Below are 23,568 nucleotides of genomic sequence, written 5' to 3'. Positions count from 1 at the left end.
TTTCAAAAAAGCCTTAAGCTCAGATAAAAACGATTTATCCAATTCCCCTGTTGGATAAGTGCGGATTAATGAGGGTATTGCTTACCTATCCTTACAAAGATTTTGCTCAATGTAACATTGACTATTGATTTTTCAATGATCTGCATATCACATCTTGCAGCATCAAGAATCTTCGCAAGGGTACAGAAAATGGTCACATTAATCCCATGAATTGCTACACAGACAAGGTGCCCCTTTAAAATACCAGGTTTATCCGATCAGTTTGTTGCCAAAATCGCTTGAGGCGGAATCAAGAAAGCGACTTGTCCAGACTCCAATACCCAAGAAGTAACCGTGTTGTAATGATATTTTCTGATGCTTTTACCGGAAATGAGAAATCTAAACAGAAATGTTTCCCAAAAAAACAGACCTAAGAGAGAATTTGTAAGATTGCTTCATTATACGGAAATCCATTCTTAAAGTCAAGAAAAAATTACAGAATATTAACTTTTTCGGACGGTAACTTTGCCTTTAAGAATTGTTTTTTTTCTCTCTTAGACACGATAATTCCCCCTATTTAATCTGAACGCTGTCCCGCCAATACCGCACTTTTCCCACCCCGGCCGTATCGGGACTTCCATCAAACGCCAGCCCAAACTGATTGGGTGTTTGAGCAAAAAGAGTCTGGTTTCCCCAAAGGGCTTTCGTCAGATTTACTGCCGTAAATGACAGGGTTTTCCCCTGCTTGGCAGCGAAGAAAAAATCACCGTTTGTTTCAAATTTTCCGTAGCGTATTTTCCCGGACGCATACGTGTATTTGGGACGACGCCACTCCCGGAACATCTCCTTGCGCAAATCCCGTTTAACACCCACCCAAATTGTACGTGAGCCTTCTTGAATCCTGACACAAAGCCCGTCGCCTGCCGGCTGGGTTTTAACATAGTGAATTTTTTTCACCCACTTTTCCGGAGCTTCGTTTTTCGAATGAGGAACCAGTACCGTTACAAAGCCGATATTTTGCCCCAATTCAAAATGCTGGGTTCCCACCTCGCTGATCACAAATTCCTTTTGCCAGTACCGTCTCTCCGGTTCCACCTGTTCCAGCTTAAAGTGAGGTTTCGGAAAATAGATCAGCAAATGCTCATTCGTGGGTAATACCACGTTTCGCAGGGAGTCGTACACCGTGTCGTACCAATGATCGCCTTTGGCGAGAATTTTTCGTGTGTGCCAAAGATTGGCCGCCGTAAAATATTCGGACGTCGTGGCCTTAAAAATATCAAACACGACAAACACGTCGGGATGTTTGACATAGGTGATGACCCGATCCCATTGGTAGCCCAACTTGGTATCGATCACCCGCGTCCGGCTGTAATCAAAATCCGGAAAGGTCAGAAAGTCGTATTTTTCCGTGCGAACCTGCCGGTGGGCACCGGAATTGTGTAAAAATCCCAGAACCGATTGCTCCGGAATCGCAGCGTGATTCTTATTGCTGAACCGGTATTCGCCTTTTTTCTGCCCCATGAACATTTTTTCCTGCCGTACACAAAGACGGTTGTGAAAATAGTCCGCGCGGTAAGCGCCGTAAGGCCCGCTGGGCATGTAATCGCGGTACCCGCCATCGTGTAAAAGCACACATCTGTTTTTCATCAGCAGGGGAATGCTGTTTTCATCGGAATGTCCGTGCGTGGCCTTTTCTTCTTCAATGGGAATGGTGTCTCTGAGGTAATCCCGAAAAATGAGACCACCGCCCCACACATCCCGATAATCCAAAAGCATGTACGTGGATTCCGGTTTCCAACCGTTTCGGAAAACAATCTTTTTCCCGACCACATCCTCCATCACTTCTTCACTCAGCACCTTTGGAGGAGCTGCTTTTACATGGTCTGTACCAAACCGGTAACAGTCCAGAAGCATGTAGGCCAGGCCAATATTTGAAATCTTCTTGAAATCCACAAACCGATTGGCAATGGTTTCCGCCGCCCATTTTAATTGGGGACTTTTGTAAGCCTTTGCCGCGGCTTCAAAAAACACCAGATAGCGGCTCCAGTTGGAGTGCCAGTACGCATCACCAAAATCGGGAATCATCCCGTCGGGGCATATCAAATTAAGATAATAATGGGCGTAGTACGTCATTTCCGGCAGTTGAAACAGGTCACCCAATTTGTGCTGGGCATCGGCATAACCCAGCAAGCTGTACAGCCAAATGGCATTGTAGTGGGTTGCATCCTCAATTTCCCAATTTCCCCAATTATCAAATCCGATGGCCCGTTTGATCATCTTCCAATACTTAATGCGGGGACTATTGGGAACGGCCCGAATCGCCCAGGCCAACCCTTCGGCCCGAAGCATTCCCCGATTCATGGCTCCCCATTCCTGCGTTCGAAGAATGTAATCGACACTTTCGGAAATAATTTCTTCAATCTTTTTCCGGTCTGACCGCGAGAGATAATGCATGCGCTTCAGCGAATCGTAGGCCCGAATGTAGCGCATGGTCGTAAAAAAGTCGGGCAGAGCCGGAACCCCCTTCGCATAATCCGGCCGCTTTTTACGGGCCGCCTCCGGGTAGATGCTTCGAAAATCTCCGTAGGTTAAAAGAACCTTTTTTGCCCGTTTGGCGTAGGTTTTGTTTCCTTCCTTTTCGAATAGAAAGGCATCAATGGTGGCCATTTCCAGCAGGCGAGGCGGCGGACGGTATCCGAACACATTGTAGGGATCGAATTTCTGTCGCCACACCGTTACCAGTGAATCGTAGTGATCCCATGTCCAGTCCGCTGAAGCCCTGGCAAATTCCAGATAGCTTTTAAGGGGTACCGGAGAGGGTGTTTGAGCCGAAAGCACATTGGTGATAAAAATTACACACAGAATGACAGGTACCCAAACAAGCCCTTTTTGAAGGAGGTTTTTTAGATTCTTACGTAACTTTTTCATGATTGTCCCAGCCATTTCTTCAGAATTGCAGCATTTTTTTGTGATTTTTCCAGAAGCGGCTCGCAGTGTGTTTCAATTGTAATTTGGTCCACCACCTGGTCTCTTAAAAGGGCTTTTACGTGATTTTCATAGTCGATATCCCCTTCACCAATCACACGGCACGCAAATGAGCCGTCCGGTTGTTTGGCGTAATCCTTCGCATGGACATTCCCAATAAACGGCTTAATGGCTTCGTAGCCGTCGGGGTATGGAATTTCGTCCGCCCAGAGGGCGTTCCCCGGATCCCAGTTGGCTCGTAAAAAGTCAGAATCAATCGTGTTCAGAATTTTCGCTGTGTTTTTTCCCGTATCGCACCAAAAACCGGGCTCATTTTCCACAAAAATGGTAAACCCGTTTTTTTCTCCCAGAACCGCTACGTCACCCAAAAGATTTAGCGCATCGTCGTAGTGGCTATCCGGTTCATTTTTCTCCCGCTCAATTCCAAAAACAATAATTCGATGGGTTCCAAATTTTTCTGCCAAGCGAAAGGTTTCGAAAATTGTTTCCTTAATTTCTTTCTTAAGGATTTCTTTTTCCCGCAACGGGGCTTTCAGAATTCCCGGAGAGAGGGCTGTAATCCGGGCCGATTTTTCTTTCAGCAGCTTTAAAACCCACTCCACTTCGTCTGCATCCACATAGGGAACACGGCCCGATTGAAGCACACGCAGTTCAAAATGTGAAATTCCCCAATTCTGTGCGTGGGTCAAGGCTTCTTCAAAATTCTTGGAAATTTCATCTGACACAATTCCTAACCGCATAGTTTTATTCTCCCGCACTATTTCTCTTTTAAAAAATGTTCTTTAAACGTGGGCTTCTCCCCGGCTAATTTCATAAAGACATCCAGGGGCACCAATTCGTAGTCCAATCCCTTTTTGAGTTTCGTTAAAATGCGTTGCACCCGCTTGATGTCGCTGGATTCCCGCACGTGCAACAGCAAGAAGTAAGGGCGTTTCGAATTGATTCGGCTTAATTCTTCGATGTCAGCCACAGCGGCATCTTCATCCCGTGTGGGAGAAAGATAATAATCAAATGAAATCAAGGGCCGTTTGTCCTGAATGGCAAACGTAAAGGCAGGGGCGTAACCGTTCAGAAAACCCAGCGCATGAGGCATGTATTTGTAATAGGCTTTCACCACGCTTTTGGTCAATTCCGTGTTCCCTTCAACCGTGGCGCCCTGCGAATAATCCATCACGTCAAAGTACTGTAGATCCAGTTGTTTCATGCGTTCGTCGGCCTCGCGCAGAAGTCCCGGTAAAAGTTTGGGCGGAACCGCTTTCGGGTAGATGTACCCGGGCCCGGAAAGTGCCCCGATGAAATAATCATTGCGTGTGGCATCCGTGTAAAAATATTCCAGTAAAGCAGGGGGCAGATATTTTTGGAGACTGATTTCCCAGGTGTAGGGGATTTCGCCCCGGCCGGGTTTCGTCCACGCTCCCAGACCAATTCCGTCGGATTGCACGCAGGTAATGTACACCTTGTTTTCGGGAATGTATTTTTTCCCCGGAATGACGTTTGTATTATTCTTGTAAACAAATCCCGGTGTGGGTGGGATCTGATGGAGAAAACTCAAATTCGGCGTCGTGTTCAACCCTTCGATTGCAAAGCCGTGGCTGGAGGCCAATGTCACAAATTCCCGCTCCAGGTCTTTGGCATACGAGTGCCATCCCATCACCATCGACAGCGGATGCATCCCGCTCAAAATCTTGTCGGCCAGGGAATACTCCAGCGTATCCGTTTTCCGTGTGGAAAGATCCGTAAAAAAGGTGTGCTGAGAAATGCCCCAGTCGGCCATTCCCGGTTTCATAATTTTACCCGCATCGCCGCCCATCCAGAGGACAAGGTCTTTATTGCACCGATTCCAGTACTGGTTGTAGGCCCACGTGTAAATCTGGTAGTCCGTTTGACCCTCAAATTGTCCGCGGAAATCGGCCACCTTTTTGAGCCCCGCTTTCTCCACCATGGGAATCATTGTTTCGTCCACCACGACGGCCCGATCCAATCCGGCAACCGTAAACGCCACAATAAGAGAGGTTCGAACGGATTTATCCCATACCACATAGCCCTTTGCGTAGGTTTTCAGCGTCTGCAAGGCCTGTTCCGGGGTTTTCAACTCCTTAAACGTGAAATTCAAATGATCTTCCAGAAAATTGTAAATCAACGGGGTAAACGTCACCGGCCAATCTTTGGGATAAATAAAATAAAGCCGGGGAGCGGTGGTGTTCGCCAATCCCTGAAGGCTGATTAAAAAGGCTTGTTTCGGCAAATCTCCGGCAATTTCCCAATTACTTCCCAAATGCATGACATACGCGTCGCGATATCCCTTCCGCTTGAGAACATATTTAATCTCCGGCTGTGCAGCCCGGGTAGACCGATGCACGGTCAGGATTAAAATGTGGGGATCCTTTTGAAGCCGGTACGTGTATGTGGCCGTCACCATCGATTTTCCCTGAGAACTCCAAACGGGATAGGTTTCTTTCACATTCAAGACCTTTCCGTTCTCAGTCCAGTTGGCCGTTACCTTTTCAGTTTTTCCGACCATTTTCGAGAGTCCCATAAACACATTGGTGGGGAACACGCGGTTTTTAATTTTTAGGCGATTCACCACTCCACCGGTTTTCAGATTCAATGTATCCCGAAAAGACCGTCGATTTCCCCACTGCTGAATGATTCGGACGGATGTTCCGTGGATTTGAATATCCAGAGAAAGGGTTCGATACAAACTTATTTCGCTGCTTTTTTTGGGAATAAGTTCCCACTTCCCATTAAATGAGGTATTTCCCTTCGCCAGCCCTAAAACGGGCATTAAAACCAGTATCATCAAACCACAGATGATCACACGCAATCTATTCATTACTTTTTCTCCTAAATTTTAAAACAACCAAACTATAAACCGTATTCAGAGGGAATGAATTTCCCCTCGTCGATTGAGGGCAATATCTCCTCAATAAATTTGTCTTCCTCGCGTGGAATGCTTAAAATATCCTCATGAATCCTTTCGAGCCATTTCATTTCTCTCTCATCAATCCGTAATGAGTTTGTTGCGATGGCCTGCTTAATAATCTCAATTCCCTTCAAACTGCCCCGGATCGCGGCATCTAAATACGAATCCCCTTTGATAATCTCTTTCGATATTTCAATGGCATTTTCAGGCGATAAAATAAGTGCCTGGGGATCCAGGTGAATGTCCGATTCAACAAACAGATCCTGTAATTGATGCGCCGACGCATTTCCTTTTTTGATAGCCGCATTCATAAGACGGACATCATATTCCAGCTGTTCCAGATACACGGTGGGCGCCATCCCGGCCAGCATTTTGCTGTTCTGTACCGACTCATTACTCCAGAGATCCGCACAGGCAGCGGCAACATTCCCCACCCCGCTCAAATGTGCACACGCGGCCGTTTTTCCCTCCATGGAAATGGGGATGCCCGCAATCGCTTTTAGAAATACCCCTTCGTACCCACAATCTTTATCGGGACCGGTTGCGCCCTCTTCCAAAGCCACCAACGACCGCACCACCGATACAATTCGAACAATCGCCGCAAAGACCTTGGGAATCATTCCCTGATCCGCAAGGATCATGGCTGTATTGCCAAAGCCGCAGGCGGTATCCCCGCCGGGAATCCGGTTTGTTTGCGCAGCAATATCCACAATCTTTCTCCACAGGAATTTCATATCCCGGACTCCCAAAACCGCAAGCGAGAAAATGGCGGATTTTATGTCGCACATCAGTACCGCGTCGTCAAATATTTCCTTTCCCCCGGTACTTTCAATCGACAGGAGGTCCCCCCCTGCTTCTGCCCCCTTTTCAAACAATTCCAGCATTTTTTCGAGATAGGCGCCGGTCCGCATTTTGGGAGGGCGGTCAAATTCGCGCAGGTCATTGGGGGTTAATCGGATTTCGCTCTTAAATCCATATTTTTGGTAATTCTCTTCGCAAATGTCATTCATAATTTTAACCAATTCAATGCCGATTTTGGGCTGAAGCGTCATTTCCAGCAGCGCTTCAAATTCAAAAATAACGCCATTGGAGTCCAGCTCCCGTGCCCGCTTAATAGCGCCCGTGATAATATCGGCGTACTGCCTTTGAATCGAACCGAGTGTCTTGTCTGTGATTTCCATGGGAGGAAGCGTAAAATTCAGTTCCGAATAGACATTCCCTCCCCCAATGGACAATCCCCGCCTTGTTTTTACGGGAAAAGGGGTCGAGCCAAAAATCATCTTTTCATTCGTCTCAATAGCCAATTTTTGATATTTCATTATTTCACTCCAGATTGTTCACCGATCAGTTTCTGCGCGGCAAGTGTTCATTGAATACATTCGTTTTAGGATGCCTTTTTGGCTATCTCCCGAATATTTTTTAAGAGGATATCCACTTCTCTCATTTGATTAAAAACATGAAACGATACCCGAATCGCATCTATATGGTGTTCACCCACGGGTCGTACCCGCAGTTTACGCTGACTCACAAGCTCAGTAACCACATCCCGATAATTCAGTCCCTTGATTTTAAAGGTGGCGATGGAATTGGAGGTATCCCAACTCATGGGGGTTAACACCGACACGTTTGGGATTTTTTGAACCTCTTGCTTAAAGTGGCCGGCCAATTCCCTTCCGTGCTCTGCAACCCGATTCATTCCAATGGTATCCATAAAATTGATGGCCGCGCCGATGCCGGCCACCAACGGGGCACTGCGCGTGCCGTACTCCGTGGCATCTGCCGAGCTCAGGTATTTCAAAATTACTTTATCCAAATCATAATCCGAATTTGAATAGGCTCCCACAAACTCCGGCACAAATTTCTTGCGGATTCCCCTCCGAATGTACACTATTCCTGTGCCCTTTGGCCCCAGAAGCCACTTGTGCCCGCTGGTGGTGTAAAAATCGCATCCGATGTCGTGCAAGTTTACCGGAAACATTCCAATGGCCTGGGCTCCGTCCAGGGCACAAAACAGCCCTCTTTCGTGAACAGCAGCACAAATCTCCTTAACCGGAAATTTATAACCCAGAGTGCAGGTCACATGGCTGATGCTGATTCCCTTTGTTTTTGGCGTAACAAGCCGCAAGATTCGTTTTAGATTTTCATCCGGATCGGCAACGGGATCCATCAGTCTGATTTTCACACCGAGATCATTTTTCAGAGCCAGCCAGGGCATGGCTCCGCCAGGGTGCTCGTGCGTGGTCAGAATAATTTCATCGCCGGCCTTCAACCCCATGCCCTGAGCCGCTCCTCTGGCGATGATGTTCATTCCCTCCGTGGCATTTCGGGTAAAGGCCAGTTCGTCGGCATCACAGCCCAAAAATGCGGCGGCTTGTTTTCGAATATCCCCAAAAATGTGGTGCTCCGTTTCGGAAATCTCATTTACCTTTCGCATCATGTTCATGACGGCATCCATCACATAACGAGGCGACGGTCCCAATCCTCCGGTATTAAAATAGATGCGGTCATGCGTCAGCGAAAATTCTTTTCGCACGAGCTCCCAATACCGCTTGTTGGGCACCGGTTTCCCGGCCGCCGGTTCAAAGGCGAAGGGTTCCGGGTGAACCATCGCGCGCAGGGAATGGGTTCCCGTCAGAACCCAGGGAATACCAGCCGTGGCAACCGCCAGTCCCTTTAAAAAGCTTCGCCGCGATTTTACATCGGTCATTTTTGGCTCTCCTCATCAGTGTCCCCCAGGTCCAGCGCCACCGGTTTTTGAAATTCCGTTTTCATCTCCGAGCCGCTTTTCCATAAAACAAGATATTTCTCCCACTCCTTTCCACCGGCTGGCTGGGGCCAGGCATCGTACGGGGTTTTAAAAAATAAATGGGGGCCCCGGGATTCTTTCCGTAGAACGGCGCTTTGAAAGATCATTTCCGCAACCCGGGCAATAGATCGAACTTCAAAATAGCGCGTCAGGCCCCGGGCATCCGGCTGAATGGGTTGTGCCTGCAGCACGTACAATTGGGTCAATGCCGATCGAAGCCCTTCTTCGGTTCGAATGACCCCTGCATACTGGTAGGCCAGTTTCCGAATGGCAGCCCACAGGCGCGACGCCGGGACGCCTTCTCGGGAGCGAATCGCATTTAAGGATTGGATTTCCTCCTCCACGGCACGTGGACTTATTTTCGGGGTGGAACCGGTTCGCGCAAGACTGGCTGCTGCCTCACCTGCGATTTTGCCGAACACCTGCGAATCCATCAGCGCGTTGCCGCCAGGACGATTGGCGCCGTGCTGGCCGCCCGCACATTCGCCGGCTGCAAATAATCCCGGCACGGAGGTGTTGCCCTGCTGCCGAATTTTGATCCCTCCCTGAAAGTGCTGAATAGAGGGAGCAATTTCCAGCCAGTCGCCTGCCTCCAGATCAACACCGTGTTTTTTCAGCCAGGCCAGCGCATCCGGATTGATTTGCTTCAAACGCGCCAGGGGGCTCGTTGCAGGAGACGCCGAATGGAATCCGTTTCTCACTTCACCGGAATATTTCTCGAGGATTTCCGGAGAAAGGGCATCAAAATCAAATCCGGCGGGATTTTTGGAATATTCCAGAAAAACACGTTTCCCGTTTTGAATTTCCCTGAAAACGGCAATGTCAATAGCGGTATTGGCTTTTTCAGCTGAAATCGGCCAGTTGGCCCCCTTTCCAAAAACAAGTTCCGCAAGTTCATTCGGCGATTTATCCGGAAGATGGTCGGGCAGGAATTCATGACCATCCTCCGTGATAAATCGCGGCATGGCACGCATCATACTTCCGGAGCAGGCAAGATGCGTTTCCACCGAACATAATCCAATTTGTTGAAATTCCATATTGACCAGCTTGGCTCCGGCCTCATACGCCAGATAATAACCGTCTCCCGTCATCCCGGAAGGGAACACACTCTGCTCAAATACCTGTCCGGCACCCCCCGTTCCCAACAAGACAGCCGGTGTTTCAAAAACGTGTAAAACCGGCTGATCCTGTTTTTTTGTCGACAAACCAAAAGCCCCGGCAATTTTGCCATCCGCTGTCACCAGCTTATAGATCATTACATTTTCGATAATTTCGACGGGGAGTTCACGGATCTTTTTCCGGAGCGCTTTTGAGATTTCAATCGCTGTCTCCGGGCCGGTGTAGCAGGCACGGGGATAGTCGGATCCGTCCGTAACGAATTGATCAAATGTGCCATCCGGTTTTTTTACAAAGGGAACCCCTAATTGGGCTAAATATTCCAATGCGTCACCGGAGTGTTTGGCTAAAATTTTCGCCAGGTCTCCGTCAGACACGCGCCCGCCGATTTCAAAAATATCCTTCGCGTGGAATGTCCAATTGTCGGGTCCGCCGGGCTCTGTGTAAGGCAGCGTGGCATGAAAGGCCATTCGGTCGGAAACGGCCGATCCGGTCACACTTTTTCGTCCCAGTCCGCCCTTCGTGGCCAGACAAATATGGCCGTCCGGAAAGGCTTCGCACGCGGCAATTGCTCCGCGTAGTGCGGCGCCTCCGCTGCCAACCACTAAAACATCGCACGTATGCGAAATTTTTTTCATCACGTCTCCAATTCCGGTTTAAGGGCGATCTTAATCGCCTTGCTTTCGAGAAGTTGTTGAAACGCGTCATTGGCTTTTTCGAGAGGAAAAACACGCGTCACCATTTTTTTGTAGAGATCGGGGTGTCGCGCCACCTGTGAAACAGATTCGTACAAATGAGTCGTGTCGCTTACCCACACCCCTTGAATGGTCACATTTTTGGAAACCACTCCTTCGTAAATTGGGAATTTAATATCCCCAATGGGAACAGCCGCGCCCGGAAGCAAAAGTTTGCCTCCCCGCCTCAGATAATGCAGGCCTTGTTCCACAGATTTTGCAGCACCCGAGGCTTCAATAACCACGTCTGCACCCCGTCCGCCGGTCACTTGTCGCACAAAATCTACCCGTTCTTCCAGAGTGGTTTCGTCATAAACAAGTACATGCTCCGCACCAAAGATTCTGGCCATTTCCAGTTTGTGTTGACTTTTGGCAATATCTACAACCACCACCTGAGAAGCTCCTCTGTCCAAAGCCATTCTTAATGCAAACAATCCCAGCGATCCGGCACCCAGAATCACCACGGTGTCTTCCGGTTGAATGTTGGCCAGTTCAATCGTATGGGCTGCCGTCGCACCTGAACAGGCGGCCGCAGAAAAAATCTCAGGGGGAAGTTTGGGGTCTAATTTTATGAGCTTCGTTTCGGGAAACAAGTAAATATAGTCGGCATGGCTGCCGCGAAGATGGGGCGGCTCGGCACTTGAAAGGTTGATTCCGTAGATTTTTCGATTGGGACAAAGTGACGGTTGTTTTTCTATCTGGCAGTAATAACATTTCATGCAGGGTACACCGCGATCCCAAATCACCCGATCGCCGGTGTGAAGAGGCTGGCCCAGCACATCCTTTTTGCCGTGATCCATACTTTCGATACGGCCCACGCCCTCATGCCCGAGAATAATCGGCCGGGGTGTTCGTGGATCATTTCCCTTCCACATGTGCAGATCGGAACCGCAAATTCCAGAGCTCTCAATTTTAACCAGAATCTCACCGGGAGATGGCGGCGTCAGCGGAAATTCCTTCAATTCCAGTGGAGCATTAAACTCCGTGAGCACCATGGCTCGTGCAAATCGGCTCATTTTCCTCCCAAATTAAACTCTTGCCTCCCAATGTACAGCATTACATTTGGGGTGGGTTACAAACCTTCTCCAATGTAGTACAAATAACATCCATTGTTTCCAGGGGGACATCCTGTTCAAACTCGACGTAAAACATCAGACCCCCTTCCGGTAAACTGAGGGCATCATGGGCCTCATGGATGTGATCCTCAATTTCAGACGCTGTTGCAAAAGGAAAAAGCTGGCGGTCCAAATCCTGATTAAGCGCCACCCTGCCAACGGCCACTTCTTTCAATCCTTCCAGCCCATTGGCACGAAACTGCGGATTCAGCACCGTGACGCCCACATCCACCAGATCGGGGATAATTTCCAGAATGTGCCCGTCTGTGTGCATATAAATGGGAATATCCCGTTCCCTTGCCGGACGGTAAATCCGATCAAAGGATGGTTTCAGATATTTTCGCCACATTTCAGGGCTGATGGGAAGCGCGTTTTGCAGGCCCAGATCATCCCCGAAGTAGAGCATTTCGCTTCCCATCTCCACACATTTCTCAACCACCTTTCGGTTGTAGGTTTCGACCATTTTAATGAGATCCCACAACCGGGGATCATCCATCGCCATATCCATCATGAGATTTTCAAACCCATGAAGATAATACAGGCGCATGTACATAAATCCATGGGGCAGGGGACTGCACCCGGCAATGTCGCCCCTTTTCCGGGCGTCTTCCAGTTGACGCGCCACGTGGTGCCAATCCCGCGGACCCAGAATATCGTCTTTCAGCGGATCCGGAGGCGTGTACGTTTTAAGATGTTCCCAATCTTCCAGAGGATACCGGATCGGATAACTGTCAAGTCCCCGTTCCACATTATTCCAAACCGTTCCCCAGCAGTCTGTTTTTTGCCCTTCTTCGTAAAAGGGATCATCCACACGGTCAAAATCCCGATCACCCTTTTTGTACCCCGGAAAACTGCGCGGGTGGGAAAGGATCAGGTCTTCCAGATCTTCCCGGTATTTCATCCAGGTGCGCGGCATAATACTGATGGAATACGGCGTCCATTCCGGGTGATCAAAATACATGGCCTTCAAATAATTAAGGGTGGTCCGGTTCTTCCCGCTATATGAAATCATTCACTACTCCGTTTTTCAAAATAACCGGTTCCCACGCTGAACCGCTTTTCGTCAGCCCGGTCAAACACTCAGGAGTCTACCAATATTCTTCCTCAGTTATTCGAAAACGATCAATCTGATTCTCGGCCCCATTCAAATGAATAGGCGCTTCCACCGGAAACCGGGCCAGATGTCCCTGAAAATGAAGAATAGAATCCGGAATAAATTTTGTTCCGAATACGTCTTCCGGAATGGTGGTGAAAACCGGCCGATTCCGAGAAAAAGATGAAAGAACCATCAGAACCTCCGCCGTTCCAATGTCCAGATGCAATTGCGAAAAAATATAAGCCGGTTTTTTGTTTTCAGAAGCCACCGTCAAGTAGCGCCGTGCAGCTGTGAGCCCCCCTACCCGCCAGGGGTCGATACAAACGGCATCTACATAGGGAGCCTGCACGATTTTTTCGACCTCCAGAATATCAATCAGCGAATTTTTCAGGGCAATCGGAACCGGCCACTTTTCTTTGAGGAAACGAACATTCTCCCAATTTTCGGAGGATATCGGATCAACGACAAACTGCACAGACCGATCCGGAAGATGCTTTAAATCTCCGGCATTTTCCAGGGAGAAGGACTCCTCGGCGTCCAGAATAATTGGGATATTTTCTTCACAATTCTGAAGAACACGGGCGATCGTTTGAATATTTCCCGGATTGACTTTTAATACAGCGGGTGTTTGGCCAGCACGGGCAGCTAAGATCAGGGAATCCGCCATTTCCGATTCCTCACCTGCTTCCAGAATTTTACCGATCGTGGCGGAAAGCCTCTCTTTTGGTGAAGCGGCCTCTTTTCCCTGCGCCAGCAGGTTCCATGCCGCCATTTCCAATCCGGCCCGGGCTTCGGGGCTGGCTTTCATTACGGACAGAGAATGACTAAAATCTTCAAGAGCATCAAACGGCATTTGAAGCGCAAACGGGACCAGATTTCGCTTGAAATCCAGCATCAAATCCGGCAAGGATACCGTTTCAGGGGACGCCTCACCCCAACCGACCCTGCTTCCGCTAACCACTTTTAATAAAAGAAAATCCCTTTCGTTAACCAATTTGCCCGCCAGAATAAACGGCCTTTTTAGCACCACTCTCAAATGAATCAAGCTGATTTTTTCAATTCGCAATGACTTATCCCTTCATTACAAACCATTCAAACGATATTCTTTACTCGTTTATGATTTGTAGTTTTAACCTCAACCGTTGCATACGTTAGGAAAGCGATCTCAATCCTCTATTTCAGGAAAAAACATGGCCTCCATAAATTCCTCCTGGAAATCCGGCCGCACGGACAATTCAATATGCCGGGCTTCCCGGGCAATTTTTTCAGCTTTGCGCCGGGCTTCCCGTGAAACAACCGCCATCTGAGCCCCGGCACTGGCTGCATTTCCCACAAAACGCACGTTTTCGATGGGAACGGGCGGAATCAGTCCGATCCGTCGGGCGCTGACCCGATCCAGATAATTCCCAAATGCGCCGGCCAGAAGGATTTCATCCAAATCCTGAGCCGTCAGCCCCGCCTCTTTTAAGAGGATATTTACGGCGGCGGCAATGGCCCCTTTCGCCAGTTGAAGCTCCCGCACATCCTTTTGCGTGATCAGGACAGGCTGGTCCATTCCTGCCTCTTCCGCAGTTGCCAAAACAAAGGCCTTTCCGTGGGCATGGTCAATCAAACGATCCCGAATCTCTTCCGGGATGTCTTCCATGGCCTCGGCAGGTTCAACCAGTCGTCCGGTTTGATCAATCAAGCCTACCCGCCGCAGCTCGGCTACCCCGTCAATCAGACCGGAGCCGCAAATTCCGGTTGGGGCCACATTTTCAATCACTTCCAGCATCAGTTTGCCATCTGTGATTTGAACCCGTTCGATAGCGCCGGTGGTGCCGCGCATTCCCTGGGAGATCCGGGCCCCCTCAAAGGCGGGCCCTGCCGCCGCCGAGGCCGCCAGCAAGCGACCGCCCACTGCCAGCAGAATCTCACCGTTTGTTCCAATGTCCACGGCAAGGAAATTTCCCTTACGCTCGGTCAGCCCCGTGGCCAGGGCCACTGCCACGGCATCTCCGCCCACAAATCCGGCGATATTCGGAAATGTGTATACCCGTCCTCCGGGGTGAATTTTAAGACCCAGCTCCTTTGCCGAAACATGCAGAGCACTCTGAATTGTGGGGGCAAAGGGGGCCTGTCCCAGAAATTTTGGCGGAACCTTCAGAAAAATATGATGCATGGCCGTGTTGCCCACCATGACAATCTCGTAAATATCTTCCCGAGAAATGCCGGCTTTTTCGGCCCCCTCGGAAATGATATCATTTATCGCCCGAACCACACGCCGCTGCAGCTCCAGGGTTCCCATTTCGTGGGTATTTGCATAATCAATTCGAGAAATCAGATCATCCCCAAAGCTCATCTGAGGATTCATTTGCGACGCCACTTCGACCTGTTCCCCCGCCTTTAAATCGATCAGCGTCCCCACAATCGTTGTGGTCCCCACATCCAGTGCCACGGCAAACTGCTTTGCGGTCGTATCTTCCGGCTGAAAATCGATCAGGGTCTTTCCAACAAAGACCGCCGTTCCTGAATAATATGATTTGCGCAGCCGCTCGGAAAGCTGACGCAGAAAGCCGGGATCAATTGAATAATCGGAACGACTCAGATCAAGGCCGTCCAGAATCCTTTCAAAATCACCCCGCTGATCCTCCACATCCGGTGATTTCATCTGCAGAAAATGCTTCTGCACCCAAGGATCCAAATCAACCGGTTCACCCGCACCCGTCGTGAGAATCTTTTGTGAAAACAGCCGTGTCGCAAATGGAATTCGGATCACAACATCGTGTTGAACCCGGGCCATACACGCCAGACGAAATCCCTTGCGCCGCTCCTTCTCCGTCAGCCAGGAGCGATCGGCCTGGGTTTCCGGAATGTCCCCCTTAAAAATTTCAACCTTGCATTTTCCGCATTCCCCGGTTCCGCCGCAGGGCGCAACAATGTTAATACCTGCCTTCCGGGCGGCATCCATTACGGTGGTTCCGGCAGGAACCTGAACCCGGCGCCCCTCCGGTTGAAAGGTAATAAAAACGTCCTCTTTTTCAGGTGAAGGCTCTATTTTTTCGGCCCATGCAATCTCAGGATTTTCCGACACGCTACAACCGAACTTTCTCTAACTGACGGGTCTCAACTTGTTTCCACTCTGACACGGCTTCAAAAAAGGCTTGAATATTCTCAAGCGGCGTGCGAGCCGGCAGATCGCACCCGGAGCTTAATGCAAAATTATCAAACGTTTCCATTTTGGCCAGCAGGCTATTAACCTGTTTTTTCACACTGTCCGGCGTTCCTTTAAGAAACACATCAACCGGATTCAGATTCCCCCAGATAACAACCTCAGAGGGTACCAGTTCCCCGGCCTTGGCCAAATCCACCTGATAGTCCAGACTTAAGCCATCCACGCCCGTCTGGGCCATGTGTTCAACCAGATGCCCCGCATGCCCGCATATGTGAAGAAGAGACATGGCCTCCAGATCCTGAATAATGTACTGAACAGCGGGTTTTACAAACACGTCAAACTGGAGAGGGGAAATAATCATGGCCGTGGGTTCCAAAATAGCGATAAGATCGGCACCGGCTGCCGCTTCTGCCCGAGCCACCCGGGCCAATTTTTCACTTAAAATCAACAACAATTCCCGGACAAAAAGGGCGTTATCCAGAAGAGCCAAAGCCAGATTCTCCACCCCCATAAGGAGGCCCGCCAAACTCAATGGCCCGATAACGTACCCGCCGTGGAGCCCCTTTAACTCCCTGGCAAGCGCTTCCACAACCTGCAGGTAATTCTTCACCCGGGTTTCCGAAAGAAGGTCGTGGGCTTTCAGCCCCGACAGGTCATCGCCTTCGCGGAGCGGATGTTTTTTTACATACGCCACATCATCTTCTGGAAATTCAACCTCTAATCCCAGGCCGCCGGCCTCAACCGTTAAGTCCATCAGGGGGAAAATTGCCGGAGGATTAAACCGATCGACCAGTGCTTTCAGGGCGTCAAACTGTTTGCTTGGGGAAAGAATTACATCTCGCATGGTGTCGCCGGTCAGTTGAATCCCGGGATACCCCATTAGGGGGGCACCAAAAGGCTTAGGCTGGGTTTGAATTGTTTCAAATAGGCTCATGTAATCGGCAACCTTCTTTCTGAATTTCTTTCATCAGCAGCCTGACAGATTGCGGAAAATGGTTGAATGCGCGTGCACACCTGAGATTAGATTAAAGGAAACATTTCATTTTTTAGAAAAATCCTTTGATCTGGTCGACGGGTTCAATCAATTTAAATTCATTAGCTTTTTTACCAGATCAACGGCGGAAGCAGAATCCGGAGAATAGCCGTCAGCACCAATTTCGTCACAATAGTTTTGCGTAACCGGGGCGCCGCCAATAATCACCCGGACTTTATCGCGGAGATTTTTGGCTTCAAGCACGTCGATCACAGCCTTCATTCCAATCATGGTTGTGGTCAGTAAAGCCGACATTCCGAGGACGTCCGGTTGTTCCTGTTCAACAGAACTGGCAAACTTTTCGGGGGAAACGTCAATGCCCAGATCAATGATTTTGAAACCGGCGCCTTCCAACATCATACCCACCAAATTTTTACCAATGTCGTGCAAATCTCCTTTTACCGTTCCCAGAATGACCTTTCCTTTCGGCTCAATGCCTGTTCGGGTTAGCAGAGGTCGAAGAATTTCGAGAGCGGCTTTCATGGCCCGTGCAGAGATCAGAACTTCCGGCACATAAATTTCATTTTTGCGAAACCGGACCCCCACGACATTCATTCCGGCAATCAGCCCTTCATCAAGAATCTCTTTGGGGGGATATCCTTCCTGAACGGCTTCTTCTGTTAAACTTTTGGCTAATTTGGCATTCCCGACAATGATGCTGTCCGCTATTTTCTGGAAGTCTGTCATAAACGCTCTCCAATTTTGGTCTAATGAAAGATAGTAACTTCAACTGTAAGAATCTTGCAAAATATTGTCTAATTTAGGTAATATCTTGCGGTGTTACCTTCGTCAATACCCCCCATTCTGCACGGGTCAGCCCATGATTTTCTCTGTTGTAAGGGCCTAATTCGCTTTTTCGTGGAGATTTTTGATAAAAGATTGCCGGTATAATTTCGGTGTGGTTTCTTCAACGCGTTTAAAAACTTTGGTAAAATAGCTCTGATCGGGGTAACCGACTTCAAATGCAATTTGCGTAATGTTTTGATCGGACTGCCGCAGGAGTCTTTTGGCCTTTTCAACCCGAACCCGGGTCAAGTAATCTACAAAGGTAAACCCCAATTCTTTTTTAATCAGGTGGGCAAAATGATACGGACTCAGGGCCACATGATGGGCCACATCCTCCAGGGTTAGGGGCAGCGCACTGTGTTCGTCAATATATCGCAGGGCCTTTTCCAGAATTTCGTAGTTGTAGTCGTTCCTGGTGGTGTAAATGTTGTCAATGATGCGATCCAAAACGCGTACAATCCAGTAACAAATCTCCTCCTGCTGCTGGATGTTGTAGAGCTCAACCACAAAATTGTACTTCATGCCCAATATATCTTCCAGATTTCCGCCTTCCTCAACGGCTACCCGCGTGAGCACCACAACCAATTCCAGAATATGCGCCTTTAGCAGGTCCACGCGGATGGGGTCTTTCAGCAGAACGATGCCCAAAAGCTTATTCAGAATTTCTTTGGCCCCCCTTCGGTCTCCCAGGCGAACCCGCCGAATCAGTTCTTTTTCGGTATCATACGAAATCAAATTCAGAAGGCGTTTATTTTCAACCTCCCCAACCGATTTGTATTTGTGAATTTCTTCAGCAATCTTGGCCTGTTGCTTTTGAATACTTTGAATGTGACGAAGCAGATTCAAATTGGGTGTGGAGATCGATTCGGCCAGTTCAAACAGGCGGTGCGTGGCCTGATACATTTTGGTTTCCGTCCAGATGGGTATTTTACAGTAGTTCATCTTTAACCGACGAAGCGCCTGGCTGTTGGAACCAAAAAATTTTTGCAGCACTTTTAGCGGAACCGTCTCGGGATTTCGAAGCAAAATAGGACGCAGAATTATACCTCCGATCATTCGATTCTCTTCCAATATCGGAACAGCAATTCGAATGACATCAAATTCGCAACGACTGATGTACGCCTCACCCCATCTCCAGGCCTCCATAATAATCGAACGGTATTCGGAAACCTCGATTTCCTGGCATTTGGGTTTGCTGTGTACCTGACCGCAAAAAAATTTCTGCCGGGGCTTGGGGCTTTTTTGCAAAACGATACTCCCATCCAGGTCAACCAGCAAAGCCGCCGTTTGAAATTCCGATGCAAGTGTTTTTAAAACACCTTCAGCCTTTTTTTTGAATTGCGGATCTTTTATGCGATTTTTCATAGGCCTCTTACAAATTATTTGTTCAGCGATTTCTCCGGAAAATTTTGCAACAGTCACTTTTCGCGCCAATGTCCCTGCCGTTAAGATAGGGCATTAGGCAGAAACACGTTAGGCCCAAAACACACTCTAAGAGAATCAAGGCAAACGCATCCGGCAATCAAACCCAAAAATTCTAACCGGACCCAAATCCCCCTGACTTCTCTGAGCCAACCGGCTCTTCCTATTCTTTACGAATGTTTTGTTATTCTGTTTCCACTCTTTTTTTTACGCTCCTGCTCGTCCAATCGCCCTGGCCATTGCCCGGATATGTTCAGGGGTGGTTCCGCAGCATCCTCCCACGATGGTTGCCCCCGCGTCTATCAGTTTTTGAACCCGTTCAGCAAAATAATCCGGCCCCTGAGTGTAGACGACTTTCCCACTTTCCAGAACCGGAATACCGGCATTGGGTTTAGCCAGTAGCGGAAAGTCCGTGTGCCTGCGCATTTCAGCCATAATTTCAATCAATTCATCGATGCCATTGCCACAATTGCTTCCTACCACATCGGCTCCCGTTTCGATCAGTTTTTCCACCGCCGTTGGAATATCCACTCCCATCACCGTCCGGTATCCCTGCTGTCCTTTGTCGAATGTCATAGAGGCAATAATGGGTAATCGGGTTGTCTGCTTGACCGCCCGAATGGCCACACAAATTTCACCCAGGTCAGTCATGGTTTCTATTTGGATCACATCGGCTCCTCCGGCCTCCAGGGCTTTAGCTTGTTCGCAGAAATCTTCGAAAGCCACCTCCTCTTTCAGGTCGCCAAGAGGCTCCAAGAACTGTCCGGTCGGGCCCATGGAGCCAACGACATAAATCGCATCGCCGGCAATGGCCCGGGCGAGTGTGGCTCCCTGAAAATTAATCTCCCACTGTTTTTCCGGATAACCGCACTGCGTGAGTTTGGTGCGCGTCCCGCCAAAGGTATTTGTAATCAGGCTTTCTGCCCCGGCCTCTGCGTAGCCCCGGTGCACGTCCTGCACCTTTTCAGGATGCGTCAGATTCCACCCGTCGGGACATTCCCCCACCGGCAGGCCTTTTGTTTGCAGCATGGTCCCCATGGCTCCGTCGGCCAACAGAATGCCTTCGTTCAATCGTTCCAAATAGGGTTTTCTCATGTGTTCATTCCTTTTCGTTTGATTTATTCAAATTGAACCCCCAAATCTTTCGCCATCTTTAAATAGGGTTCAATAACCCGTGTGGCCTCCAGAGCATTTTTCCGGCGATTGTCCACTGAACCGGTCTTCAAAATATCCACCTCTTTTTCCAATCCTTTGGCAAAAGGGATGCTTTTCAGGAATAATCTCCGTTCTTCTGCACGATCTCCCGCACGTTTGGCCAGAATGGCCTGGGCAAAGGTGTAATAAAAATTGACCGTGTTTTCCGCATAACGCAGATTGCGATCGTCTTCGGCCAGACGCTTTTGAATAACGGGCGGAAGTTTCATTTGTTCCACCCGATTGAGAATCCGGCGGCAGTCGGCCAAAGCCCGTACACTCTCCTCCAGATCGACCCCGTCGTTTTTCGGAGGATGGTATTCCCTGAGCTTCAAATGCTCCAGATTAAAGAGGGGCTTTTTGTCCCAGTAGATCTGAGACGTCAGAGGCTGAGAGTGTTTCCACTGCTTTACACTGGACATTCCGTACTCCAGCCGTCCATACAGGCGAGCCATTTGATCCGCCGCCGCTCCGTACACACCGACAAAATAGTCGGATTCCAGGGCCTTGACGTCAGTGTGGGTGTTCCACAGAAGTTTGGCAAATAAGTAGTTGTTCCACCGCTTCATGCCCAGAAGCCGGGTGTACACGTGCATGTAGTGGAAGTGCCGGGCACCGTAGCGGTAATACGTGGGAATGTCGTGACTCATGATTCGGGTGTAAATCACGGGTAAGCAATTGATTTTGGAGACATTGTAATATTCCCCGATGAAAAATTGCCCGTTGTAGAAGCGGGGTTTGGCCACGGCCCAGCCCAGAAAATCCTTCCAGATGGGGACGTTAAATTCCGTGCAGGTGCTGTCGTCAATAAAATGCACGTAGCACCGGTGAATGGGGAAAAATGTACCAATGCAGTGGGTGTAGTCGAAATCCGCCGGAAGCGGACGCGTGGGCGGGGCAAGCGTTTCGTGATAAATGGGGAAAATGAGCTTCACGTCGTGATGAATTCGCCCCTCTTGAACGGCTTTCTGGACGGCCTTGTTCACATCATAAATAAAAAGCAGCAGCCTGTCCGTGGGGGTACCCAATTTTTGGCAATCCTCACAGGTGCACCATCTGGCGCCATCCAGGGGCCAAAGGTTGACTGTACGGGCATCTTTCCAGTCGCCCTCAGCCAGCTCGTCTACAAATTTTCGGGTAAATTCCGTCACGGCATCCCGGTTGGAGGTGCAAATGTTGCAAGCCAGATGCCCCGTAAGAAGGCGGCGTTTCCCTTCCACCAGGCCGTACCACTCGGGATGCGCTTCGTAGTAGCTCAAATGGCCGTCGTGGTTGGTGTCTCCCTTAAAATATTTGGGATTGGCCCGGTACGGATCTTTCGGCTTGTTCTCATCCCCCCGAAAAAGCGGGTGATTGTACGGGTACTCATCAGCCGGGTTGAGAAACTTTTGAAAATGCAAGTGACCGCCCACCGTCATCTGGATGCCCAGTTTGCGCAGAAGCGCATGGTTCGGTTCGGCAATCGTCCAGAAATTGAGACGATTGTGCGCCATCCAGAGGTAAAATTCCGGGTAGCCCCGGTCTTCCCAGACCCAGAAACCCCGCGTGAGAAAATCCGGTTTTTGAAGGGTTGCCTGTCTGGAAAGTGAGAATTCTCCGGAATCGGAAAGAACCGTACCGGTTTCCTCCGGGGAGTACCAGCGCACACCCAGGTTTTCCAACACCTGGAACACCCCGTACAGGGCCCCCACGCGGTCGTGCCCAATAATAAAGAGGCGCTTTCCTTGAGGCAGAACCACAAAACTTTCGGCTGCCTGGAGCTTTTGATCCAAATCGTTCCGGCGAATGATTGAATCCAGCTTTTTGTTGGTTTTCTTCTGACTAAGATCGGCAATGACAAGCGCTTTCAGAGGGAGCTTTTTCCGAAGTGAAACCACAGGAAACCGATTCGGCCGATGAAAGATTTGGCGTAAATACGATTGCATCTCCACTGCGGCGAAACTTTCTGTGCAGGCCGCCATTTGGAGGGTATCCGGGCCGTTCCAGTCGATGGCAGCCTCGGCTGAAGCAGCCTTTTGCGGGGAATCAAAATCGCCCCAATCCACCACAATCTGGTAATCGGCGTCGATTTTGGACTGCCCGCAACCGGACACCATCTGTGCGAAAAGGGCTATTCCCAAAAGAAATAAAAAGGATGTATTTTTCAGCATGGTTAAACCTCGAGACGTTCGTGTATTTCCGATTTTCGCCTGAAAAGGTCATCATTCAAATACAATGCAGTTTGAACACGAATACCGTGAATCTACCCCTCATATTTTTCCATCGCCACGCAAAGAGCAGCCACGTCACCGATGGTTTCATCCAGCTGGGCCGGTACCACGCGGGCAACAGCGGCCGACTGCGGGACGGCGTTTTCGCGCATGGCCTTCCGCGCCGGTTCCAGAAGCAAATCCCCCAGGTGAATGCCCAGCGTGCCAATCACAAAAAGCTCCGGGTTAATCACATCCACCAGAATAGCGAGGCCCCAACCCAGGTAGGTTCCGGCTTCTTCCAGAACCTGGAGGGCAAGCCGGTCGTCCGCCCGGGCGGCTTTTCCGACGATTTCGCCGGTGACCTTTTCGATGTCGCCGCCGGTGAGTTCCAGCATTTTGGAAAAGGGATTTTTCCGCAGGGCATTTTGGGCCAGGCGGGCCAACCCGGGCCCGGCGGTCAGGTACTCAAACTCCAGGGGGGTTGGGTCGTCCAATCCCTTTCGAATGAGGGGGATTTTCCAGACTTCACCGGCCAGGTCATTGGCTCCCCGAAACAAACGATTGTCTAAAATCAAACCGGCCCCCATTCCGGTTCCTGCCGTTAGAAAAACCATGTTCTTGGCTCCCCGACCGGCACCAAACCGCCATTCCGCCAGGGCCCCGGCATTGGCATCGTTTTCCACAAATACCGGGCGTTCCAATTTTACAGAGAGAATTTGTTTCAACGGAATTTCGTCCCAGCCGGGCAAATTGGGCGGCGAGTAGATAATTCCCTTCGCAGAATCCAACGGGCCGCCAATGGAAACGCCCACTGCGTCGATCGCTTCAAGGGACGTCCCGGACCGATTCAGCACCTCTTCGGCCATATCCACCAGATCGTCAATAATGGGCCAGGGTCCTCTTTCCGCATGGGTGGGACGCTTGACTTTTTCCAAAACCGTCCCCTCGCTCGTTCCAATCAGAACAGCCAATTTCGTACCGCCAACATCCATTCCAAGATACCGTTCAGACATGTGAAAGTCCTTTCGTAAGG

Annotated in this window: 16 protein-coding genes; all 16 read right to left on the bottom strand. The window is 49.6% G+C overall.

From position 1 onward, the window contains the following. Positions 1–552: 552 nt before the first annotated feature. The 16 genes from GXO76_14765 to GXO76_14690 all read right to left on the bottom strand — a co-directional run bounded on the left by GXO76_14765 (position 553) and on the right by GXO76_14690 (position 23,548). A complete protein-coding gene (locus GXO76_14765) occupies positions 553–2,907 on the bottom strand; it encodes a hypothetical protein (protein ID NOY79112.1) in 2,355 nt (784 codons plus the stop codon). Next, the gene (locus GXO76_14760; protein NOY79111.1) at positions 2,904–3,704 is read right to left on the bottom strand and encodes a sugar phosphate isomerase/epimerase; all 801 of its coding nucleotides are present in this window, start codon (positions 3,702–3,704) and stop codon (positions 2,904–2,906) included. The genes GXO76_14765 and GXO76_14760 overlap by 4 nt, the downstream gene beginning before the upstream one ends. A 17-nt stretch (positions 3,705–3,721) precedes the next feature. Next, complete coding sequence (locus GXO76_14755; protein NOY79110.1) at positions 3,722–5,797, bottom strand: hypothetical protein; 2,076 nt, start codon at positions 5,795–5,797, stop codon at positions 3,722–3,724. Positions 5,798–5,829: 32 nt separating this feature from the next. Then, positions 5,830–7,206, bottom strand: coding sequence for a methanol--corrinoid methyltransferase (locus GXO76_14750; GenBank protein NOY79109.1), 1,377 nt, complete (start codon positions 7,204–7,206; stop codon positions 5,830–5,832). A gap of 65 nt (positions 7,207–7,271) precedes the next feature. Beyond that, positions 7,272–8,594, bottom strand: coding sequence for an aminotransferase class V-fold PLP-dependent enzyme (locus tag GXO76_14745; protein ID NOY79108.1), 1,323 nt, complete (start codon positions 8,592–8,594; stop codon positions 7,272–7,274). Further along, the gene (locus tag GXO76_14740; protein NOY79107.1) at positions 8,591–10,447 is read right to left on the bottom strand and encodes an FAD-binding protein; all 1,857 of its coding nucleotides are present in this window, start codon (positions 10,445–10,447) and stop codon (positions 8,591–8,593) included. Before GXO76_14740 ends, GXO76_14745 begins: the two co-directional genes overlap by 4 nt. After that, positions 10,447–11,559 (bottom strand): alcohol dehydrogenase catalytic domain-containing protein, encoded by a 1,113-nt coding sequence (locus tag GXO76_14735; protein NOY79106.1) that lies wholly within the window; start codon positions 11,557–11,559, stop codon positions 10,447–10,449. Before GXO76_14735 ends, GXO76_14740 begins: the two co-directional genes overlap by 1 nt. Before the next feature lie 40 nt (positions 11,560–11,599). After that, positions 11,600–12,670: a hypothetical protein gene (locus GXO76_14730; protein NOY79105.1), complete on the bottom strand. Its 1,071-nt coding sequence runs from the start codon at positions 12,668–12,670 to the stop codon at positions 11,600–11,602. A 76-nt stretch (positions 12,671–12,746) separates the two neighbouring features. Continuing rightward, a complete protein-coding gene (locus tag GXO76_14725; protein ID NOY79104.1) occupies positions 12,747–13,820 on the bottom strand; it encodes a hypothetical protein in 1,074 nt (357 codons plus the stop codon). A gap of 99 nt (positions 13,821–13,919) precedes the next feature. Beyond that, positions 13,920–15,827, bottom strand: a complete 1,908-nt coding sequence (locus tag GXO76_14720; GenBank protein NOY79103.1) for a DUF4445 domain-containing protein — start codon at positions 15,825–15,827, stop codon at positions 13,920–13,922. 1 nt (position 15,828) lies between these two features. Beyond that, positions 15,829–16,842 carry a methylcobamide--CoM methyltransferase gene (locus GXO76_14715; protein ID NOY79102.1) on the bottom strand — a complete coding sequence of 338 codons (1,014 nt, stop codon included), beginning with the start codon at positions 16,840–16,842 and terminating at the stop codon, positions 15,829–15,831. A gap of 147 nt (positions 16,843–16,989) precedes the next feature. Next, on the bottom strand, positions 16,990–17,628 hold the full coding sequence (locus tag GXO76_14710; protein ID NOY79101.1) for a cobalamin-binding protein: 639 nt from the start codon (positions 17,626–17,628) through the stop codon (positions 16,990–16,992). Between the two features lie 156 nt (positions 17,629–17,784). After that, the gene (locus GXO76_14705; protein NOY79100.1) at positions 17,785–19,092 is read right to left on the bottom strand and encodes a helix-turn-helix domain-containing protein; all 1,308 of its coding nucleotides are present in this window, start codon (positions 19,090–19,092) and stop codon (positions 17,785–17,787) included. 264 nt (positions 19,093–19,356) lie between these two features. Continuing rightward, a complete protein-coding gene (locus GXO76_14700; protein ID NOY79099.1) occupies positions 19,357–20,244 on the bottom strand; it encodes a methionine synthase in 888 nt (295 codons plus the stop codon). A 23-nt stretch (positions 20,245–20,267) separates the two neighbouring features. Then, entirely contained in the window at positions 20,268–22,493 is a 2,226-nt protein-coding gene (locus GXO76_14695) for a DUF4838 domain-containing protein (protein ID NOY79098.1), read from the bottom strand. 92 nt (positions 22,494–22,585) lie between these two features. Further along, complete coding sequence (locus tag GXO76_14690) at positions 22,586–23,548, bottom strand: ROK family protein (GenBank protein NOY79097.1); 963 nt, start codon at positions 23,546–23,548, stop codon at positions 22,586–22,588. Between the last annotated feature and the right edge of the window lie 20 nt (positions 23,549–23,568).

It is taken from the genome of Calditrichota bacterium, from assembly GCA_013151735.1.
GTDB lineage: Bacteria > Zhuqueibacterota > JdFR-76 > JdFR-76 > BMS3Abin05 > BMS3Abin05.
Note: the sequence above shows the minus strand (reverse complement) of the source record. Positions and strands in the feature narration are given on the sequence as shown.

Excerpts from the sequence above, each read along its gene's own strand:
- GXO76_14760 (NOY79111.1), bottom strand. The coding sequence starts at position 3,704 with ATGCGGTTAGGAATTGTGTCAGATGAAATTTCCAAGAATTTTGAAGAA.
- GXO76_14730 (NOY79105.1), bottom strand. The coding sequence starts at position 12,670 with ATGATTTCATATAGCGGGAAGAACCGGACCACCCTTAATTATTTGAAG.
- GXO76_14735 (NOY79106.1), bottom strand. The coding sequence starts at position 11,559 with ATGAGCCGATTTGCACGAGCCATGGTGCTCACGGAGTTTAATGCTCCA.
- GXO76_14700 (NOY79099.1), bottom strand. The coding sequence starts at position 20,244 with ATGAGAAAACCCTATTTGGAACGATTGAACGAAGGCATTCTGTTGGCC.
- GXO76_14755 (NOY79110.1), bottom strand. The coding sequence starts at position 5,797 with ATGAATAGATTGCGTGTGATCATCTGTGGTTTGATGATACTGGTTTTA.
- GXO76_14765 (NOY79112.1), bottom strand. The coding sequence starts at position 2,907 with ATGAAAAAGTTACGTAAGAATCTAAAAAACCTCCTTCAAAAAGGGCTT.
- GXO76_14740 (NOY79107.1), bottom strand. The coding sequence starts at position 10,447 with ATGAAAAAAATTTCGCATACGTGCGATGTTTTAGTGGTTGGCAGCGGA.
- GXO76_14690 (NOY79097.1), bottom strand. The coding sequence starts at position 23,548 with ATGTCTGAACGGTATCTTGGAATGGATGTTGGCGGTACGAAATTGGCT.
- GXO76_14745 (NOY79108.1), bottom strand. The coding sequence starts at position 8,594 with ATGACCGATGTAAAATCGCGGCGAAGCTTTTTAAAGGGACTGGCGGTT.
- GXO76_14705 (NOY79100.1), bottom strand. The coding sequence starts at position 19,092 with ATGAAAAATCGCATAAAAGATCCGCAATTCAAAAAAAAGGCTGAAGGT.
- GXO76_14750 (NOY79109.1), bottom strand. The coding sequence starts at position 7,206 with ATGAAATATCAAAAATTGGCTATTGAGACGAATGAAAAGATGATTTTT.
- GXO76_14710 (NOY79101.1), bottom strand. The coding sequence starts at position 17,628 with ATGACAGACTTCCAGAAAATAGCGGACAGCATCATTGTCGGGAATGCC.
- GXO76_14695 (NOY79098.1), bottom strand. The coding sequence starts at position 22,493 with ATGCTGAAAAATACATCCTTTTTATTTCTTTTGGGAATAGCCCTTTTC.
- GXO76_14715 (NOY79102.1), bottom strand. The coding sequence starts at position 16,842 with ATGAGCCTATTTGAAACAATTCAAACCCAGCCTAAGCCTTTTGGTGCC.